Origin of the sequence: Polynucleobacter sp. HIN8, assembly GCF_030297615.1 — a bacterium.
Lineage (GTDB): Bacteria > Pseudomonadota > Gammaproteobacteria > Burkholderiales > Burkholderiaceae > Polynucleobacter.
Genome location: NZ_AP028139.1, coordinates 272,768 through 291,278, shown reverse-complemented (window position 1 = coordinate 291,278; position 18,511 = coordinate 272,768). Strand labels below are relative to the sequence as shown.

Annotated in this window: 16 protein-coding genes; 2 read left to right on the top strand and 14 right to left on the bottom strand. The window is 36.0% G+C overall.

Features of this window, described 5'->3' with window-relative positions; genetic code table 11:
- Nucleotides 1–58: 58 nt before the first annotated feature.
- From QUE65_RS01580 to QUE65_RS01545, 8 genes are all read right to left on the bottom strand, one after another.
- A complete protein-coding gene (locus tag QUE65_RS01580; RefSeq protein WP_286281426.1) occupies nucleotides 59–1,579 on the bottom strand; it encodes a PfkB family carbohydrate kinase in 1,521 nt (506 codons plus the stop codon).
- A 2-nt stretch (nucleotides 1,580–1,581) separates the two neighbouring features.
- Nucleotides 1,582–2,160: an SIS domain-containing protein gene (locus QUE65_RS01575; RefSeq protein ID WP_286281423.1), complete on the bottom strand. Its 579-nt coding sequence runs from the start codon at nucleotides 2,158–2,160 to the stop codon at nucleotides 1,582–1,584.
- A gap of 17 nt (nucleotides 2,161–2,177) precedes the next feature.
- On the bottom strand, nucleotides 2,178–3,161 hold the full coding sequence (locus QUE65_RS01570; protein ID WP_286281421.1) for an SDR family oxidoreductase: 984 nt from the start codon (nucleotides 3,159–3,161) through the stop codon (nucleotides 2,178–2,180).
- An 18-nt stretch (nucleotides 3,162–3,179) separates the two neighbouring features.
- Nucleotides 3,180–4,277, bottom strand: coding sequence for a radical SAM protein (locus tag QUE65_RS01565; protein WP_286281419.1), 1,098 nt, complete (start codon nucleotides 4,275–4,277; stop codon nucleotides 3,180–3,182).
- A 549-nt stretch (nucleotides 4,278–4,826) separates the two neighbouring features.
- Complete coding sequence (locus QUE65_RS01560; protein ID WP_286281416.1) at nucleotides 4,827–5,696, bottom strand: glycosyltransferase family 2 protein; 870 nt, start codon at nucleotides 5,694–5,696, stop codon at nucleotides 4,827–4,829.
- Nucleotides 5,696–6,565 carry a glycosyltransferase gene (locus QUE65_RS01555; protein ID WP_286281414.1) on the bottom strand — a complete coding sequence of 290 codons (870 nt, stop codon included), beginning with the start codon at nucleotides 6,563–6,565 and terminating at the stop codon, nucleotides 5,696–5,698. Before QUE65_RS01555 ends, QUE65_RS01560 begins: the two co-directional genes overlap by 1 nt.
- The gene (locus QUE65_RS01550; protein WP_286281412.1) at nucleotides 6,555–7,670 is read right to left on the bottom strand and encodes a glycosyltransferase; all 1,116 of its coding nucleotides are present in this window, start codon (nucleotides 7,668–7,670) and stop codon (nucleotides 6,555–6,557) included. The genes QUE65_RS01555 and QUE65_RS01550 overlap by 11 nt, the downstream gene beginning before the upstream one ends.
- Complete coding sequence (locus tag QUE65_RS01545; protein WP_286281409.1) at nucleotides 7,667–8,506, bottom strand: class I SAM-dependent methyltransferase; 840 nt, start codon at nucleotides 8,504–8,506, stop codon at nucleotides 7,667–7,669. The genes QUE65_RS01550 and QUE65_RS01545 overlap by 4 nt, the downstream gene beginning before the upstream one ends.
- Nucleotides 8,507–8,605: 99 nt before the next feature.
- Between QUE65_RS01545 and QUE65_RS01540 the strand changes: the two genes are divergently transcribed.
- On the top strand, nucleotides 8,606–9,322 hold the full coding sequence (locus QUE65_RS01540; protein ID WP_286281408.1) for an FkbM family methyltransferase: 717 nt from the start codon (nucleotides 8,606–8,608) through the stop codon (nucleotides 9,320–9,322).
- A gap of 85 nt (nucleotides 9,323–9,407) precedes the next feature.
- Here the strand turns inward: QUE65_RS01540 and QUE65_RS01535 are convergent, their stop codons facing one another.
- The 5 genes from QUE65_RS01535 to QUE65_RS01515 form a co-directional block, all read right to left on the bottom strand.
- Nucleotides 9,408–11,084: an ABC transporter ATP-binding protein gene (locus QUE65_RS01535; protein WP_286281407.1), complete on the bottom strand. Its 1,677-nt coding sequence runs from the start codon at nucleotides 11,082–11,084 to the stop codon at nucleotides 9,408–9,410.
- 530 nt (nucleotides 11,085–11,614) lie between these two features.
- Nucleotides 11,615–12,613: a UDP-glucose 4-epimerase GalE gene (gene galE, locus QUE65_RS01530; protein WP_286281405.1), complete on the bottom strand. Its 999-nt coding sequence runs from the start codon at nucleotides 12,611–12,613 to the stop codon at nucleotides 11,615–11,617.
- Nucleotides 12,614–12,675: 62 nt separating this feature from the next.
- Nucleotides 12,676–13,650, bottom strand: a complete 975-nt coding sequence (locus QUE65_RS01525; RefSeq protein ID WP_286281404.1) for a GDP-L-fucose synthase family protein — start codon at nucleotides 13,648–13,650, stop codon at nucleotides 12,676–12,678.
- Nucleotides 13,651–13,661: 11 nt separating this feature from the next.
- Entirely contained in the window at nucleotides 13,662–14,795 is a 1,134-nt protein-coding gene (gene gmd, locus QUE65_RS01520) for a GDP-mannose 4,6-dehydratase (protein WP_286281402.1), read from the bottom strand.
- Nucleotides 14,796–14,856: 61 nt separating this feature from the next.
- Nucleotides 14,857–16,329 (bottom strand): mannose-1-phosphate guanylyltransferase/mannose-6-phosphate isomerase, encoded by a 1,473-nt coding sequence (locus QUE65_RS01515; protein WP_286281400.1) that lies wholly within the window; start codon nucleotides 16,327–16,329, stop codon nucleotides 14,857–14,859.
- 233 nt (nucleotides 16,330–16,562) lie between these two features.
- Between QUE65_RS01515 and QUE65_RS01510 the strand changes: the two genes are divergently transcribed.
- Nucleotides 16,563–17,534 carry a hypothetical protein gene (locus QUE65_RS01510; RefSeq protein ID WP_286281399.1) on the top strand — a complete coding sequence of 324 codons (972 nt, stop codon included), beginning with the start codon at nucleotides 16,563–16,565 and terminating at the stop codon, nucleotides 17,532–17,534.
- Between the two features lie 12 nt (nucleotides 17,535–17,546).
- Here QUE65_RS01510 and QUE65_RS01505 read toward each other — a convergent pair whose 3' ends face one another.
- The gene (locus QUE65_RS01505) at nucleotides 17,547–18,506 is read right to left on the bottom strand and encodes a hypothetical protein (protein ID WP_286281397.1); all 960 of its coding nucleotides are present in this window, start codon (nucleotides 18,504–18,506) and stop codon (nucleotides 17,547–17,549) included.
- Between the last annotated feature and the right edge of the window lie 5 nt (nucleotides 18,507–18,511).

Below are 18,511 nucleotides of genomic sequence, written 5' to 3'. Positions count from 1 at the left end.
AGGTTTTTTAATGTATCTATAAAATATTTAAATGTATTTTTAATATAATCTGTTCGTTCTATTTTAAAAGCGTAGTAATATATTTTTTTAAATTTATAGGATCAATTGATTCTCTGTTGCATACAATTTGAACATTCATTGCTGCCGCAACATTACCAATAAAACTTGCAAGGTTTGAATTAACTTTTCCCGCTACACACATAGATGCAATTGACAAAAAGGTATCACCAGCTCCTACTCGGTCAACAACACGTGTAGAAAAAGCTGGCATTTCGTGATATGAATCATCTTCTTTACTGTAATAAACAATACCTTTATTTCCTCGAGTTACCCCGATGTAATAAGCATTTAAATCAGTAAAAATCTTTTTACATACATTTTCTAAAGGATCATGTCGATTATGTGCTGCCAATCTCAATTCAGGCTCATTTAGTGAGATAAAATTTGCTTTTGTATATCGATTTATCACATGGTAGCCTCGATTTCCACTATTAATCTGTGTATTTACTGCTAAAAAATTTGATTCACTACATAATAATTCAACCATTTTCTGTGAAATAAATCCATTACCAAAATCCGCAGAAATAACTAAATCATATTTTTTTAAATTTTTCCTCATCCAAAATAAGAATTGATCCTCCCCGCCTTTGAAATTTTGTTTTTCTTTATATAAATAAACTTCAAAAAGTTTATTTAAATCAGAATCAACGTATCTCCTTTTTGTTACAGTGGGCGCATCCTCAAAGTAAGCAAAAATAGGATTTATATTTTTATTTAAATTTTTTCTAATAAATTTTTCTGAATCTTCTGAGGAATCAATACCTGTAAATAAATCTACGGAATTAGTAAATTGAGACACATGATTAGCAACCGCGAGCGATCCTCCTGCAAATTTCTCTTCAGATTGATACTGTACTGAAAAAATATTACCCTTTCCTGTTTGGCCGAGTGTTGTTACATAGTGATATTCATCTATGATGGAATCCCCTATTACAAGAACCTTGAGACGAGATAATGAATCTATAGCTTGTATGGCGTCGATATCAGAATATTTAGAAGAAAAATCTTTTAAATAATTTTTTGTTTCAGGTGAAAATACATCAAAGTACTCATTTAATAATTTGCTTGAACTAAATGTTATTTCATTCGTATAAAATACTCTTCCACCGTAAGATTTAATAACAGCAATTTCTTTTGCTATATTTCCTGTAACATCATTTGAATGATCTTTGTAATCTGACCCCTTTACATATACATCAGGACAGATTTTTCTAAGCAAATCCTCTGCTGTATTTGAATAACTAATTGCTACATAGTTTACACATTCTAGGGCACTTAGATTTTCTGCTCTAAGCTTTTCACTAAATACTGGTCGACCTGGACCTTTATTTACATATTTATCTGCTGTAACAGTAACAATCAAAATATCACCTTCATATTTTGCTCGCTGTAAATACTTTATGTGCCCAGTATGCATTAAATCAAAAGTCCCATGGCATAGGACTATTTTTTTTCCGAGTCGAATTTCATTTACTTTCTTTTTTAATTCTTCTATGGTATAAATTTTTTCGCTAGACACACTTACTCCGAAAACTTTGGATTAAATCGATCAGCAATATTATGAAGTATAAATTGATGCCCTATTTCAACAAATCCATAATCATTTGAATTTAACCATATATTGATATCACCGAGTTTTCTTAATGGATTGTTTATAGAAAATCCAGAAAAGGTTATTAGAAGGGCATCATTTTTTTCTGCTACTAATACTAAATTTCGGATATTCATTGAATTACCTGAACTACTTATTGCAATAATAATGTCTTCTTTATTCAAAAAATGATCTACGATATTTGAAAAGGAATTTTCATATCCATAATCATTTGAAAAGCATGTAAGCATTGAACTTTCATGTAAAGTTGTGGCTTTGATTTTTGCAACATTACAAAAATCAGTTGCTGCATGCGATGCAACACTTGCACTTCCTCCGTTACCAAATAGGTATAAATTTTTATTATTATTCTTTAAATTTTTTAACTTTTCATATATTAAATTAATACCATTATTTAAATTCACACAAGATTCATTTTTTAATGTAATCTCACATGTATTAATTAATGTACAAAAATTATCTAAGCGGTTATTCAGTTCTAGATTCATTATTGTTCAATCAGGTATTATCCAAGATATTTAAACCAATTTTTAGTAGCAACTTCAATTGAGTTTACATTCCATACTGGAGCATCTTTCCAATTTTGAATATTTTTAACCATTTCTGCCACTCCATCTTCAAAGACTATTTTTGGCTTCCATCCTAGTAGTTTTTTAATTTTGGATATGTCTGCATAAGTACAATCCGGTTCACCAGGTCTTTTAGGAATATACTGGATAGGCCCACCCAAAAGATCTGCCAAATATTTTACACTGTAGTGGTTTCCACTTCCTACATTAATAGCTTCACCTGTTAGGTCTGTTTTTGCAGCTTCATAGAAAGCATACGCAACATCCGTTACATGAGTAAAGTCTCTTGTTTGCGATCCATCCCCCACAATTGTTAATGGATGATTATTAATTTTCTGAGCCAAAAAGACACCAAATACAGCTCCGTATGCACCACTTGTTCTTGAGCGAAGGCCATATACATTAAACAATCTTAAAGATAGGGCTGATATTCCATAAATCTTAGCCCAATGTAATACTAATTCTTCGCCCATATGTTTTGTTAACGCATATGGATGTTGAGGATTGGTTAGAACCGCTTCATTAGTTGGATATATATTTGGAATTCCATAACTAGATGATGAAGCAGCATATATAAATCTTTTAACATTTGATTCTTTTGCACAATTTAAAACATTTAATGTACCAACTACATTTGTATTAAAATAATCCAAAGGGTTTTCTATGGAAGGTACTATGTCAGCAATTCCAGCCAAGTGAAAAACCCAATCAACATCGCAAAAAAACTCACGTATTGTTTCAACTTGACGAATATCTGCTTTTATAAATTTAAACTTGTTATTATTCTCACAAGTTATTAAATTCTTAGTTGTTCCAGAGATTAGATTATCTAATACTTTAACCTGATGCCCATTATTCAATAACAGCTCGCATAGATGACTTCCAATAAAGCCGGCACCGCCTGTAATAATGCATTTCATAAAATCTATATCATTTAGTTAAATAAAATTTACATGCTCTATTTGCTCATGGGTAAGGCTGTAAAGATAGCGATTTATCTCATCCATACGACAATTAATTCGACATCCCTTGATATCTAGTTGATCTCTTACATAAAAATAACTTTCTTCACGCCTTTTCCCCTCCCAAATATTACGAAATGCTTCCTCATGAAGATTCCCATACATAAATTTTTTATCTAATAAATATGCACTACATCCGTAAACATCCCCATTTGCCATTACGTAAGCCCAGAAAAAAGGCGTAGCATTGCATTTATCGTAACGATTTTCCTTATTTAAATATTTTTGTATCGTATTTTGTCGAAAAATCAGCTTAAAAGTGTCTGTACTTAGAGCTCTCAAGTTTTCACCATATTTCTCTGAATGGGAGTAGTCAATATTTTGATAGACTTTTGTATTGCTAAAAAGATGTTGAGAGTAAGGTTTTACAACTAAATAATCCAAACCAATTTCATCTCTACAAATCTTTGCTAATAGCTCCATTTCATTTATATTTTCAGGCAGGAGTAATGATTGTGCTCCAATAACACATTTGAGATTCTTTGATTTTTTTTCTTTTACGGCAGCTTTCAAATTATTCACCACTCTCATAAAATCTTTTTCCTTCGTTTGGTGTACTTTCGAATATGTTTCTGAAGTGCCTGCATTAATTGAAACTTTAATCCAGGAAGTTAATGGTAATGAGCGTTCAATAAATTCATTATTTAAAACTGCAGCATTTGTGGTAAATGAAACATCAATTCCTGAATTATGAGTATCTTCTACTATTTTATTAATTTTTTTGTGAAGCAGTGGTTCACCCTCGCCTGCATACATAATACTTTTAACACCAAGTGAACCCATTTCTTTAAGTCTTTCAGAGAATATTGATGGATCTAACATTACAGTCTTATAACCAATATAATCAACTGCGCAAAATGTACACCTATGATTACAAGCGCCTACAGGCGATACCTCTACATAAATAGGATAAATTGATTTTGCTGTATTCCAAGCATTTCGATTCTCCAAGAATTGGGAAACTCTTTTTGGGTGATATATTAATTTATGGCTATCTATTCCAAATTTATCCATTATTTCCTCATTTTTATGTTTATATGTTTATATGTTATATATATGTTTATTTAATTTTAGGTAATTAGTCTTTAACGTACTAAAGGTGTCTTTGTGAAGAGTTTAATAAAAATTTTTATAATTGATGTAGTCGAATTTAAACTTTTAATTAAACTATGAAACTTTATTAATTGTTAATTAGTTAATAATACATAGTTATTAAGAGAATTTTTAATTCACATTTATATTATATATGCATTTCATAATTTATTATTATGTTAATAATCACTATATTTTTAACTTATTGTAATATCAAAAAAAATTTTATATATCATCCTGAATTCAAAAGTGGTCTTTTGCTAGAATAACATTTTACCACTATAAAAGATATTTGGTAAAAATTAGTTAAATAATAACCGAGATTTTTCTTTATTTAATTCATGACGTATGGTACCTGAAAATTTATCGTCAAATCTCATTATAAAATTTATAATCTTATCATTTTATAGATAGCAATCTTCCACAACATCTTTTTAAAAAATAAATGTGTTAATTACCTTGATACATACACTAATTTTCATAATTGTTTAATGATTTTGAAAAAATTTTGAAATTCCAACATTTATTAAATACTGCTTTTGTTAATTGAATTATAAAAAAATAATGGTGCCAAACTCCAAAAAATACTGCTTTTGACTTAGATTTAAATAACATATTACAAAATGCCCAATAGGCAGAAATTTTGAAAGGGGAATCAGGTGCAGTTAATATACTTGAAAGAGATAGTCTTCTAATGTAATCAGTAGTTGGCTGCTGAACTACTCTTACATTTAAATCGCAAATTATTTTTATACCAGCATTAAGAGCTCGAAGCTGAAATTCTGTATCGCCATATAAATGGGGGCATCTTACTTCATCAAAATAGCCAATATTTTTAAATACTTTACAGGGTATATACAAACAAGAACCATTAGTACTTTCAACTATCTGACTCAAATTTCTAGCTGAATTTAGATTATTATATAAATGTTGAGTTTTTTTAAAAATCCCTGAGTAAATACTTCCTATGAATAATTTTGAATTAGTCTCTTGAGAGGCTGAAATTATTGCGTCTGGGTGTCGTTTTGAAGCTTCTATAATATTATCGATTAGATTAAAATCAAAATAAAGATCATCATTTAAGACTAAGACATTACGATATCCAAAATATTCTGCTTTTTTTATTCCAGCATTCACTGCTCCGGACCACCAGGTATTAGGACCAACATCTATAAACTCTAGATTATCGAATAATTGTTTTATTAAAGGTGTATTGTCTGTTGAGGAGCTATCACAAATAATAATTAAAATGTTACGTTTTTCATTCTTCTTTAAAGTATTAATACATTGCTTGGTAATAGTAAACCTATTATATGTAGGAATGACTACAGCAAGGTCCATTAGATGGTGACCCTCTTTGATTTAGTAATTAGCCTGCTTCTCAATGCATTATTAGCCTTAATTATTTCTGGCCTTTCCATTGAATTTTGCATTTCCCACAAAAAAATATTTTTAGAAAGGTTGTATTGAAAAAGTGCAATTGAGTAAATCAATCCAGGCACCCCATTCATAAATGCTCCTGACCTGAGGTACATATATAAAAACTTTAACAGTGGTCCCAAAAATAGATCATAACGACCAATTTTTCTATGCCCTGCTCTGAGCATTTGACTAGCCTCTGTTCTTGCATATCCTAGATGTTTTTTTTCAGTACTCAAATAATCTTCATCCTGAAATACATGGAGCGAAAGATCGTCTTCAGCTTTTAATCGTATCATTGTATTTGGATTATATTGAATTGCAAGCTCATCATGTATCTTTGATTTAGCGAAATTAATAATTGATTTTTTATAAAAAACGCATGCAGAAGATGTGCGCTTTATTATTGGTCGGTGAACTATGCGTCCATATCTTAATACTACTAAATCATGATAAATTGCATCCAAATTTTTCTCTTTGGTTAGTTTTTCAAAAGCTTCTAAGAGCTTAGCTGGATAAAAATGAGAGCAATATACATGAATTACATAATCTGTTGGCACCTGATCATATGCCCATTTTAAGGTATCTAACCGCATTTCATCATTAGGTGAGCACTCAGGTCGTCTTAAAAATATTACTGCATGCTTGTTACATACTTTCTCAGTGTTATCTGTACTACCTCCGTCAATAACCATAATATTGCAATAACCAATGAGATTATCAAGAACAAATCCAATTCTTCGTTCTTCGTTAAAAGTAAAAACAATAGCCGTAATATTATTATTTTTCATTTATAAAGAAAGTTAATTTTTTTATGAATAGATCCCACGTATGAAACTCACTTATTCTTCGAGCACTTTTTACCTTTAATTTATATAATCTTTCATCAATAAATATTTTTTTAATATTTGTAGCCAATGAATTTGGGCTATCATCTATTATGTAAGAAAAATCACTCAAATTATCAAAATATTTATTAATATTTGGATTTTTTCTTATTATGATTGGATTAGAGAAATACATTCCTTCTAGAAGTGCCTGAAAGCCATTCCAGTTTTTTGTAGTGTTAGCAACTGCCCTAGCATTTTTAAGTAACTCATAAAACTTGTTTTTTTCAGCAGGTCGTCCCTTATCCAAGTAGCCATGAATTGTTACCCAATCATAATTAATTGGCATTTCTGATTTTGAAATCCCAACTATATCCAAAAAAATTTCGTAACCTAATAATCTAAGCTGATTAATTGCCTCAACTAGCTCATGAGCTCCATCTAAATATTGGGCTCTCCCTATAAATAAAATTCGATTTGATGATTGCTTATGTTCAATAGCGGGTGGATTTTGGCTAAAATCAATATTTACAAAATTACCAAGAAAGTGTATATTTTTGTTGTGGTAATTTGTAATCATAAAATCATAAACATCAGGGAAGATTGTAATTACAATATTTGCACGCTCAATTTCAATATTTTCTCTTTTTATTGCATGTTTTTCATAAGCAGACGGCGCTCTTTTGAGAAAATTATCAAAAATATATTCGTATGGCCAATCTCCTAACATAATTGTTTTATTTTTAAAAATTTTAGGCGGATGCGTATATCCCTGAATAATTATGACATCATCCTTTTTTGCAAACACTTTTATAAGTATTGAGTAGTAGTAAGTAAAAAAATAATGTAAATAGGTTCGATTGTATAAAAAAGTAGTTTTATCCTTTTTAAATATATTAATTAATTTAATAAAGCTATTAAAAATAAATTTTGTCAGCGCAAGTTCGTGCAATATAATATTTTTAACGTAATACCCTTCTGCCTCAAGTTTAGTTTTAACTAGATAGGGAATATTCGACCAACTTTTGTAGCTGTTTGCTGACTCTGTCGTACAAAAATATATATTCATTTTAGATATTTATTTATACTTAAACTTTTTAAATATTCATATAAATAATAAATTTGATCAAATATTTTCATAATAATTTTTGAAATAATTTTTTTATTTCCAGTAGTCTCATGTACTCGCTGCTCTATCAACTCTGAAGCCTTTATTAATTTATCACTCTCATGTCGGAAGTCAGTAGCATTATTTGAATATCCTTTATTAGCTACTGGAACTGATATTTTACATTTACTTCTATCAATATTGAAGGCAACAATAGATTCAAAATATTGAATTGACCATACCATACTTCCTAATTTAGAGTTAATTTTTTTCAAGTAAGCGAATCTTGAATTAACGATGTCTATTATTCGCTTACTGAAATTGACAAATGAAAAATATCCGGGATTTCCAAATCTCCTAAAGTAACTAGTGTGTACATCCTCTATTACAACTAAACCACCATCTGATACTAAGTCGGCACCATAGTACAATGTAACAGCTTGTTGTAGATTTTTGTGTCCGCCATCATCAAGAATAATGTCCACTTTTCCGATCCTAGACTTTAAATCCAACCAAAAACTTTTACTTTCTTGATCTCCAATATAGATTTCAAAACCCTGATCAATTAATTTTAATGCAACAGGGTTGAGATCAACTCCAATAATCCTTGCCTTTGAGCCAAAATATTCTTTCCACATATTTAGAGAGCCGCCATTAAAAACTCCTACCTCAAGAAAGGTTACCTCGCCCCCACGAAATTTATTAAATAGACTCTCATATACCGCAAAATACGACTCGTGCTTGATGGAGGAATTATTTGCACTATAAAATATCTGAGATAGAGTTTTTTTTGTCATTTTTAATCCTTTTTTAGATTTTACTTTCCCATTTTAGATCTACCTTTTTTGGCTTAAAATTGTGATATTACATTATTTAACTAATCACATTTCAAACTCATGGCACTAAAAGAAATATTACGCGCAGCCTCAAGATATCTTGGGTATGAAATTTCTCGCTACCAAACACCCATGATATCGCCACTACTTTCCCTAAACATTGATTTACTAATTGATATTGGTGCGAATACGGGCCAAACTGCAATTCAAGCTAGGCATGACGGATATAAAAATCAAATTTTATCCTTCGAGCCCCTTCTGGATGCACACAAGTCTTTATGCAAAAATTCAGCTAATGATTCTCGATGGTATGTTTTCAGAAGGTGTGCGCTTGGAAGCAGTCCATCAATCTCTTTAATTAATGTTGCAGGAAATTCAGGTAGTTCCTCTATATTAGATATGCTTCCAAGGCATATTAAAGCCGCCCCAGAGTCGCAATATTCTTCATCTCAAGAAGTAGAGGTAATTACATTAGACTCAATATTTAGCGAAATAAGCAAAAATCACGTGAATATCTTCTTAAAAATTGATACTCAAGGGTATGAGCACGAAGTTCTAGCCGGTAGCATAAACGCCCTCCAGAAAATTAAAGCAGTTCAGCTAGAGCTATCAACAACCCAACTTTACGCTTCTCAATACTTGTACGATTATTTTTTTGACTTTTTTAAGAAGAATGATTACCAACTATGGGGTCTTACGCCTGGCTTTAGCGACCCCAGAACAGGAGAACTCCTTCAATTCGATGCCTTGTTTGTAAGGCCCGATAGATTCAAGTGATATCTTATTTCGTGCATACATTCAAAAAATTAATGCTCTATTAGTAAGATACTTACTAATACCAAGATTACTTATGTAAGTTTGGTTAGATCATCTCCTGATAGGTTCCAATTCGCTTAATATGACCATCAGAAATCTCGATTACTCGATCACAATTCTTAAGAGTACTCAATCGGTGGGCAACCATAAAAATGGTAAATTTATCAGACGTTTTTTCAAGGGCATGAATAACCATTTCCTCAGTTTTTAAATCTAAGGCACTCGTAGCCTCATCAAGAATAATGACATCAGCTTTTTTATAAAACGCTCTTGCAATACCTATTCTTTGTCTTTGTCCCCCAGAAAGCCTGATACCCCGCTCACCAATAACAGTCCGATATCCTTCTTTCCAGGATTCTATTTCACTCGATATTTGAGCCATATCAGCTGCGGCCTTCACTAGACGATAATCAATTTCATTGGACGGTACTCCAAAAGCAATATTTTGTGCGACTGAAGAGTCAGATAAAAATATTCCCTGCGGAACATGAGTAATTCGCCTCTGCCAACGTGAGCAGTTTTTAGAATTTAGTTGTATGTTGTCAATATAAATACTACCTGACGTAGGCTCCAGCAGACCCATTATTAAATCTAATAAGGTGCTCTTACCGCCGCCAGTCAGCCCTATAATACCAATTTTTTCGCCTCTATAGATTTTCAAATTAATCTCATTAAGAATAATTTTGGAATCACATCTATATGAATAACTTACATTATCTAATTTTATAAACTCGTCAAAACTCATCTTTATATCAAGATCATTTAGGCTGAGTTGATTGGGGGCTTTTAAACTCATCAGCTTTAATATATCTTTTAAATGAGAATTGTTTGATCTTAACGATACCCAGGATGAATATATCTGCTGAAAAGTGGGTAACAATCGTTGTGCGGCCAATGCCATTGCACCAAGAATCGGCACCGCTCCCAATAATCCAGCTTCTAAACTTGTAATCATATATGCGACTATTGCTATTACAACCATACCAAGCATTTCCAAAATCAAACGCGGTGATTGTCCTATAAAAAAAGAACTTCCCTGTGATTTTCTTAGATTAAAGGCAGCATTTTTAAATGAAGCACAATAAACCTCTTGGGTATTGCCAAGCAAAATATCTCTAATGCCCCCAAAACTTTCTTGAAGCATCTTAGCAAGTTTATTTGACTCGCCAGCGGCCTTTCGGCTATTAAGCATTAATTGCTTTCTCATCATTAGCGAAATTAATAGATATAACCCACCAACTACGCCAAAAATAGTTAATGAAATCCAAGGACTAATCAATAGTAGTGCAATTAAGATTGTAATTAAGACAATTATCGAGCTAATGAGGACCAGAATAGGTGAGATAACCCCAAAAATAACTGCATCTACTTTACTTAAGATAGCGGTGACTACCTCACTACTATTTTGGTTAATTTGGTGGGTGTAAGGTTGATACAAACATCGCCTATAAATTTCAGTACTCAGCTCAGCACCAATGTAAAAGGAGATCTTTGAATTTCCCCACAAAAGCAAGAGTCTTAAAATTCCCGCAACCACCACTGAAATAATAAAGACTATCATTAATGCAAATATTAATTCATGCGCGGCAGCGATTCCAGTTACCGAAAAAATTGATTCGAGGGAGTGGTTATCTAATATTTTTTTCGGATTAGTTAGCGCCGATAAAAATGGAATCAGAATACCTATTGAAAACACTTCAGCAAAGGATGAAAAAACTGACATAAGAATAATTGATACCAACTGCAATCTTCGTCTTGGGCTTATATATTCCCAAAGTTGAAAAACTGGTTGATGGTATGATAAATTTTTATTTATAGGTAAATTTAGTTTTAAATTAATTTTTACATCCTCCTGTATTTGCATTCTTTGTCACTGACACTAAAATACAATACAAAAAAAATAATTGTTGAGATTTATTCTCAATAATCATCTCCCTAAATTAGCCTGTCAAAAGTAAGTTTATTCGCAGATTCCTGCGATAAAATTAAGGGTATAGGCCCTAAATAAGTATTGCACAAAAGTTTGTGTATTCGCTCTCTTTGATTAACTGATGCTATATATAATGCGCCTATTTAATAGAAAATAAACTGTTTAGGTTTTCTGCATATTGAACAGATATCGTGTGCGCCTAAAACAAGACCATTTAGCATGACAAAGCTCCGACACTGTTAAGGCAGGGCTAACCAGCAAGAAATATTTGAATTTGGCACTTTGTTGATGATGATATTTGATAGTACTCACATATTTAATACCTAACCCCGACTTTGCCAGCGCCATGAATCTTCACACATTTTCTCCAACGAGCGCTTTGCCTTCCAGACCATATGAACAGCAGCTTTATCAGCATTGGCGTAACAAGCAGCTATATCACCAGCTCTTTTAGCAGCAATCTCATATGTTATTTTTCGAGAAGAGACTTTTTGATAAAGCTTTACCAGCTCTAGAACGCTATATCCAGCTCCAGTGCCTAAATTCATAATGGAAAATTCTGATTCATTATTGTATAAATAATTCAGAGCGCATACATGACCCTCCGCCAAATCCATCACATGAATGTAATCTCGAACCCCAGTTCCATCGGGCGTTTCATAATCATTGCCGAAAATTTTCAACTTTGGCAAAAGACCCGATGCAACCTGAGAAATATAGGGCATTAAATTATTAGGAATACCATTGGGCTCTTCGCCAATCAAACCTGATTCATGCGCTCCCACTGGATTAAAGTAACGTAAGGCTATGATTTTCCAACTCTGATCGGATCTTGCCAAATCCTGTAGGATTGCTTCGATTTGTAACTTCGTTTGTCCGTAAGGGCTTTCTGGATTTGTTGGGTGCTTTTCATCCAAGGGAAGATATTGGGGTATGCCATAAACCGTAGCGCTCGAACTAAAGACAATTTTTTTAACCTGACAACTTTTCATTGCCTGCAACAGAGAAATTGTTCCGCCAACATTATTTTCATAGTACATGAGGGGCTTCTGCACAGACTCCCCAACCGCTTTTAAACCCGCAAAGTGCATTACGGCGTCGATTTTTTGGTCCTTTAGGACTGACTCCACCAAAAGCTGATTACGCACATCTCCCTGGATAAATGCAGGGGAATTTCCTAAAATTTTTGCCAGACGATCTAAAACCTCAATCTTGCAGTTATGAAGATTATCTAAAATGATTACATGATGGCCAGCTTCAGCTAAAACTACAGTAACGTGGCTACCGATATAACCTAATCCACCTGTTAAAAGAATATTCAATTTGATTTATTGCTTTAGCGTTTTTGGTTTGGAAATGAAGAGACTTACCTAATACTAATAGGTTAATTAATTTTTAAAAAGTCCTTATAGGCCTTCGCCAATCCATTCATAATATCTACTTTAGCAACCCAACCCAGCTTCTTCAAGAGGTTGGAGTTCATCCACTTTTGAGGAGCGCCATCTGGTTTGTCCGAATTGAAGCTAATTTTTCCTTGATAACCGACTACATTGGAAATAGCTAATGCTAATTGTGTAATGGTAATGTCCTCCCAGTACCCTACATTAATATGGCCTTGCATCGGTTTAGTACTTGCATCGTAAATTTTCTTATCAAGCTCCATCACAAAAATTGAAGCTGCAGCCATATCATCGACATATAAAAATTCACGCCTTGGAGTACCAGTTCCCCAAATCATCACTTCGGGTGAATTAGTAATTTTTGCTTCATGAAATCTTCTAATCAGCGCCGGTATAACATGACTGTTTTCTGGATGATAATTATCCTCAGGGCCGTATAAATTAGTCGGCATTACCGAGCGATAGTCAACTCCGTGTGAATCACCGTATTGTCGGTTATAACTCTCGCACATCTTGATTCCGGCTATTTTTGCGATTGCGTAGGGCTCATTAGTCGATTCTAATTTACCGGTAAGTAGTGCATCTTCTCCCATCGGTTGAGGCGCTTCTTTGGGGTAAATGCAACTTGAACCTAAAAACAGTAGCTTTTTAACGCCGCTCCTGAAAGCATGATGAATTACATTACTTTGAATCATTAAATTTTGGTAAATGAATTCGGCTGGATAGGTATTGTTTGCATGAATTCCACCTACCTTAGCAGCAGCCAAATATACTTGGTCGGGCTTTTCGGTTTCAAAAAAAAGTTGAACAGCTGCTTGATTCGTTAGATCCAACTCCTCATGGGTTCGGACCACAAGATTTAAATAGCCCTTACTCCTTAGCTCGCGGACAATCGCAGAACCAACCATGCCGCGATGGCCGGCTATATATATTTTTTGGTATAAATGGTTTGTAGACATTGGGGTTGAATTTATTTTTCTGTGCCAATGGCCACCGCATAACCAAACTTTTTCAGTAAGGCATGCTGCTTGGCTTTCTCAAGATCGTTGCTCACCATTTCTTCGATCATCTGATCAAGTGTGATCTCCGGGATCCAACCAAGTCTTTCTTTGGCTTTGGAAGGATCTCCTAATAGAGTTTCGACTTCGGTAGGGCGATAGTAATGGGGGTCAATTTGCACAATCACATCGCCCACCTTTACAGCGGGTGCTTTGTCGCCCTCGATCTTAGCAACGATCGCCATCTCGGCCTCGGATTTGCCTTGGAACTGTAAAGTAATTCCGAGTTGCTGGGCACTCTTTTGAATGAACTCGCGAACGGTGTATTGCACCCCAGTAGCAATCACAAAATCCTCTGGTTTATCTTGCTGGAGCATGAGCCATTGCATGCGCACATAGTCTTTGGCATGCCCCCAATCCCGCAAGGCATCAATATTACCCATGTAGAGACACTTTTCCAAGCCTTGGGCGATATTGGCTAAGCCACGCGTGACTTTGCGGGTAACAAAGGTCTCTCCGCGACGCTTGGACTCATGATTAAAGAGGATGCCATTGCATGCATAAATCCCATAGGCTTCCCGGTAGTTGACTGTAATCCAATAGGCATAGAGTTTGGCGACTGCATAAGGACTTCGAGGATAGAATGGAGTCGTTTCCTTTTGGGGGATCTCTTGAACTAAACCATAGAGTTCGGATGTGGAGGCTTGATAAAAGCGAGTTTTCTTCTCCAATCCTAAAATACGTATTGATTCGAGCATGCGAAGCGCCCCAATCGCATCAACGTCCGCCGTATATTCGGGCGACTCAAAGGAAACCGCCACATGACTCTGCGCCCCTAGGTTATAGATCTCATCGGGTTGGGTTTGTTGGATGATACGCACCAAATTACTAGTATCAGTAAGATCACCATAGTGCAAAATCAATTGGGGATGATTAACATGGGGGTCCTCATAGAGGTGGTCGATGCGCTCAGTATTAAATAGAGAAGCGCGCCGTTTAATACCATGCACCACATAGCCTTTTTCTAATAAAAACTCAGCAAGGTAAGAGCCATCTTGGCCAGTAATACCGGTGATGAGGGCAACTTTGGGTCGGTTAGTGCTCATACTTTCAAGTGTAGCGGATAGATGGTCATTGGAGGATTTTGATTCGTACCCTAGAAACCGCTTAGTTTCGCCCATACGTATCTTCAAAGCGCACAATATCATCTTCCCCAAGATAGTTGCCAGATTGCACCTCTATGATTTCCAGGAGCTCGGACCCGGGGTTGGCTAAACGGTGAATTTGACCCTTTGGGATATAAGTACTTTGGTTTTCGGTAAGGGTAATGACTTCTTTGCCATTAGTGATCTGTGCGACGCCCTTAACCACAATCCAATGCTCTGCGCGGTGCTGATGCATTTGTAAAGAGAGGCTTGCTCCCGGCTTAACCTGAATGCGTTTGACTTTAAATCGCTCACCCTGATCGACGCTGTCATACCAGCCCCAGGGACGATTAACCTTGCGGTGTAAGTTCTTCTCTTCGCGACCCCTGCTCTCTAACTGCTTCACAATTGCCTTGACCTCTTGGCTATTGCTCCGATCGGCAACCAACACTGCATCGGCAGTCTCAACAATCACAAGATTACTCACTCCCACAGCGCTCACCAAGCGCGTGCTTGAGTAGACCAGGGAGTTAGTCGTTTTATCTAATACGGTATCACCTCTTGTGACATTGCCCTGCGCATCAGGGCTACCCACTTGCCAGACCGCATCCCAGGCACCCAAATCATTCCAACCAGCATCTAATGGCACCATGCGGATCGCAAATGCGCTACCGGGGCATTTTTCAATCACGGCATAATCAATCGATTCACTGGGGGTAGCATTAAATAGACCTTTTTCGGGACGAATAAAAATAGCACTGCCGTTGTTATCACCACTGACGTCCCTCGTTTTTCCTTGATATGCTTCGCTTGTCGCCTGAAAAATATCAGGCCGAAAATACTTTATTGCGGCAAGCCATATGCTAGCTTTGAGTACAAACATTCCGCTATTCCAGTAATAACCACCCTCATTTAGGTATTGGGTAGCAATCACTAAGTCAGGCTTTTCGACAAAATGCTCCACTAGCATCCCATCACCTTCTTGCGCTTGCTGGGCCTTAATATAGCCGTAACCAGTTTCTGGTGTGTCAGGAGGAATGCCCAGGATAGCTATCGTCCCTGATTGCGCAATCCGCAAAGCGGACTGTATGGCCTCTTCAAAAGCGGATTGATTGGTAATGGTTTGATCGGCTGGCGTAACGAGCAAAATGGGATCACTCCCATCGTCCATCGCACATAGTGCAGCCAAGGTAAGTGCGGGAGCGGTATTGCGCCCTGATGGCTCGAGTAATAGTGTTGCCTTAATATTTTTTAATTCATGCACCTGATTCAAAGCTAAAAATCGATGCTCTTCATTGGTCACAATCAATGCCGATCGATGATCGTCATGTGATCCAATTGCTACTTGAGCGCGAGTTATGGATTCTTGAAAAAGACTATGTTGCTGTGGATTATCAGATAGGACTAAAAACTGCTTAGGAAATCCAGAACGTGAAAGAGGCCATAAACGAGTACCTGAGCCGCCGCAGAGAATAATCGGAACAACATTATTCATGTTTAGGCTCCTGTTCTAGATAAATAGACTTGCATTTATATGCTTGATACCGATATAAAGTGTTGAGTACAAGTAGGGTAGATTAAATTTTTTACCAATACAATTTAGTTAATACTATTTTACCTTTTCTCTTTTTAATAAAATTATCAAAACGACAGTAATCCACCTACTGATTTAATTTAGTTGCGTTTATTGGCAAAAATCGTCGACTTACTACAAACAAAACGGCCATTATGACTTTTAAAAAAATCTTAATCGTTTGCCCCGCCGGTGCAGTCACTGGTGGTCCTGAAGCCCTCCATCAACTCTGTGCCCATATGAATAGCCTGGGACTACCCGCCTTCATGTGCTACCTCCCATTTAATCAATTGGCTAATACTCCAAATCCCTACGAGCGTTACAACATCCAATCAGCTCCTTATGACGATGCACCCGGAAATCTGATTATTTTCCCAGAGGTTGATCCCATGTTGGCTTTACAAGTAAAACGTGCTCAAGCAGCGCTCTGGTGGTTATCTCTAGAGAACTTTTTAGAGCGCCGCCATGTCTCTCCCCTATATGACAAGATTCGGTATTTGAAGAGGGTGATTCAGGGGCGTAGACCCTGGGGAGGTGCACGAGCCCTCAAAACCCTGCTACATTTCTCCCAGACGGAGCACTCCTCGCAATACCTACGATCATGCGGGATCGAGCCAATTCCTTTAATTGATTCCATTAATGAAGATTTCTTAACGGATCGCTATTTAGACCGCATCGATCATAAGCAGGATCTCATCCTCTATAACCCCACTAAGGGATGGCGCGTAACGCGAAGACTTATTGAAGCTTTTCCTCAGTGGCAATTTTTACCCCTAAAGGGTTTGAGTCGCGAGGAGTTGTCAGAAAAACTCTACGCCGCCAAACTCTATATTGATTTTGGTCACCACCCGGGTCGCGATCGCATGCCTCGTGAGGCGGCCATGCATGGTTGCTGTCTTATTACTGGTCGACTTGGCTCAGCCGGCAATGCGATTGATTTACCAATTCCAAATCAATATAAGCTAGATTCGAGTTCGCCTGAGTTCATTTCTGAATTTGGCGAGATCGCCGCACAAGTTTTAAATGACTTTCCGAGTCACTACGCAGCATTTAATCCCTATCGAAAATGGCTGCAAGACGAGCCGCGTATATTTAAGGAACAAATACAGAATTATTTTTGTAAGTAATCTGTTAAATATTTATCGTACTTGAACTAATTTTTTCCAAAACGATGGAGTATCGCGACCTTGATCTGTTGTAGTGATGCTTGCCTGACAGGCTAAATCGTACTGAGAAAGAATTTCTGAGTCTTCAAACCCTTTAACGATTGTCTTTGGGGAGGCCATTGAATGAGCGAGTTGCTTTAGGTATTGATCTGAATAGGTATTTCGACTGGTTTTTATAAACATCGACTCATAGGGATGTACTGTTCGCCCAAAATAGGAGTTCCGAAAACCGCTATCGCCTTCGCGCGAAGATGGGTTGATGTCACTTTCTAGCTCTCGATAATCGGGCTGGTTGTATTCAGGTAAAACACACTTTAGAGTGAGTCCTTGCGCTAAAAGCAATTGCGAGAGTCGAATTTCATAATCGCGCACGGTCTCATCTTTTGATAGAGAAATCGCACCCTCATAAAACCCTATATTCACCAAATATTGCAGTGAATTTTTAGGTAGCACATAACAGGTTGATTGCACGTGTGCCAGGATTTCTTCATTGGAAGGGCTCACACCGTATTTAGCATGGTAGAGCTTGGCAATGGAGTGGTGGGCAGGAGTAAGCGCAATGGCTGTGCCCGCAACCCCTACATCAGGCTCTAGTAAATCAATCAAAATTTGATCCCACGATTTTTCAATATATGGCGGTGAAAAAGGGCCGCGTACGGAAGAGTTCACAAAAATGAAGTGTTCGTAATGATCGAGTAAATCCAGGGCACGAATCGCGCTCGCATACCCTCCGAAGTCAAAGTTCATATTTGGGGCAAAGTGGTATTGGAGATTTGCGACTTTGGGTAAATCAATCGTGTGATGACCAGCCACCACGATGACAAAATTCATATCGAGCCGATATCCAAAGCGCAGAAAATGGCAAAAATTATCGATGTAACTTTGATCTTTTTCAAAGTAGTGATAAACCACTACTGATTTACTATTTGACATTGCTA

Coding starts and splice junctions, on each gene's coding strand:
- QUE65_RS01560 (WP_286281416.1), bottom strand. CDS start 5,696: ATGGACCTTGCTGTAGTCATTCCTACATATAATAGGTTTACTATTACC.
- QUE65_RS01535 (WP_286281407.1), bottom strand. CDS start 11,084: ATGTCAGTTTTTTCATCCTTTGCTGAAGTGTTTTCAATAGGTATTCTG.
- QUE65_RS01545 (WP_286281409.1), bottom strand. CDS start 8,506: ATGACAAAAAAAACTCTATCTCAGATATTTTATAGTGCAAATAATTCC.
- QUE65_RS01570 (WP_286281421.1), bottom strand. CDS start 3,161: ATGAAATGCATTATTACAGGCGGTGCCGGCTTTATTGGAAGTCATCTA.
- QUE65_RS01575 (WP_286281423.1), bottom strand. CDS start 2,160: ATGAATCTAGAACTGAATAACCGCTTAGATAATTTTTGTACATTAATT.
- QUE65_RS01550 (WP_286281412.1), bottom strand. CDS start 7,670: ATGAATATATATTTTTGTACGACAGAGTCAGCAAACAGCTACAAAAGT.
- QUE65_RS01555 (WP_286281414.1), bottom strand. CDS start 6,565: ATGAAAAATAATAATATTACGGCTATTGTTTTTACTTTTAACGAAGAA.
- QUE65_RS01510 (WP_286281399.1), top strand. CDS start 16,563: ATGACTTTTAAAAAAATCTTAATCGTTTGCCCCGCCGGTGCAGTCACT.
- QUE65_RS01540 (WP_286281408.1), top strand. CDS start 8,606: ATGGCACTAAAAGAAATATTACGCGCAGCCTCAAGATATCTTGGGTAT.
- QUE65_RS01515 (WP_286281400.1), bottom strand. CDS start 16,329: ATGAATAATGTTGTTCCGATTATTCTCTGCGGCGGCTCAGGTACTCGT.
- QUE65_RS01525 (WP_286281404.1), bottom strand. CDS start 13,650: ATGTCTACAAACCATTTATACCAAAAAATATATATAGCCGGCCATCGC.
- QUE65_RS01565 (WP_286281419.1), bottom strand. CDS start 4,277: ATGGATAAATTTGGAATAGATAGCCATAAATTAATATATCACCCAAAA.
- QUE65_RS01505 (WP_286281397.1), bottom strand. CDS start 18,506: ATGTCAAATAGTAAATCAGTAGTGGTTTATCACTACTTTGAAAAAGAT.
- gmd (WP_286281402.1), bottom strand. CDS start 14,795: ATGAGCACTAACCGACCCAAAGTTGCCCTCATCACCGGTATTACTGGC.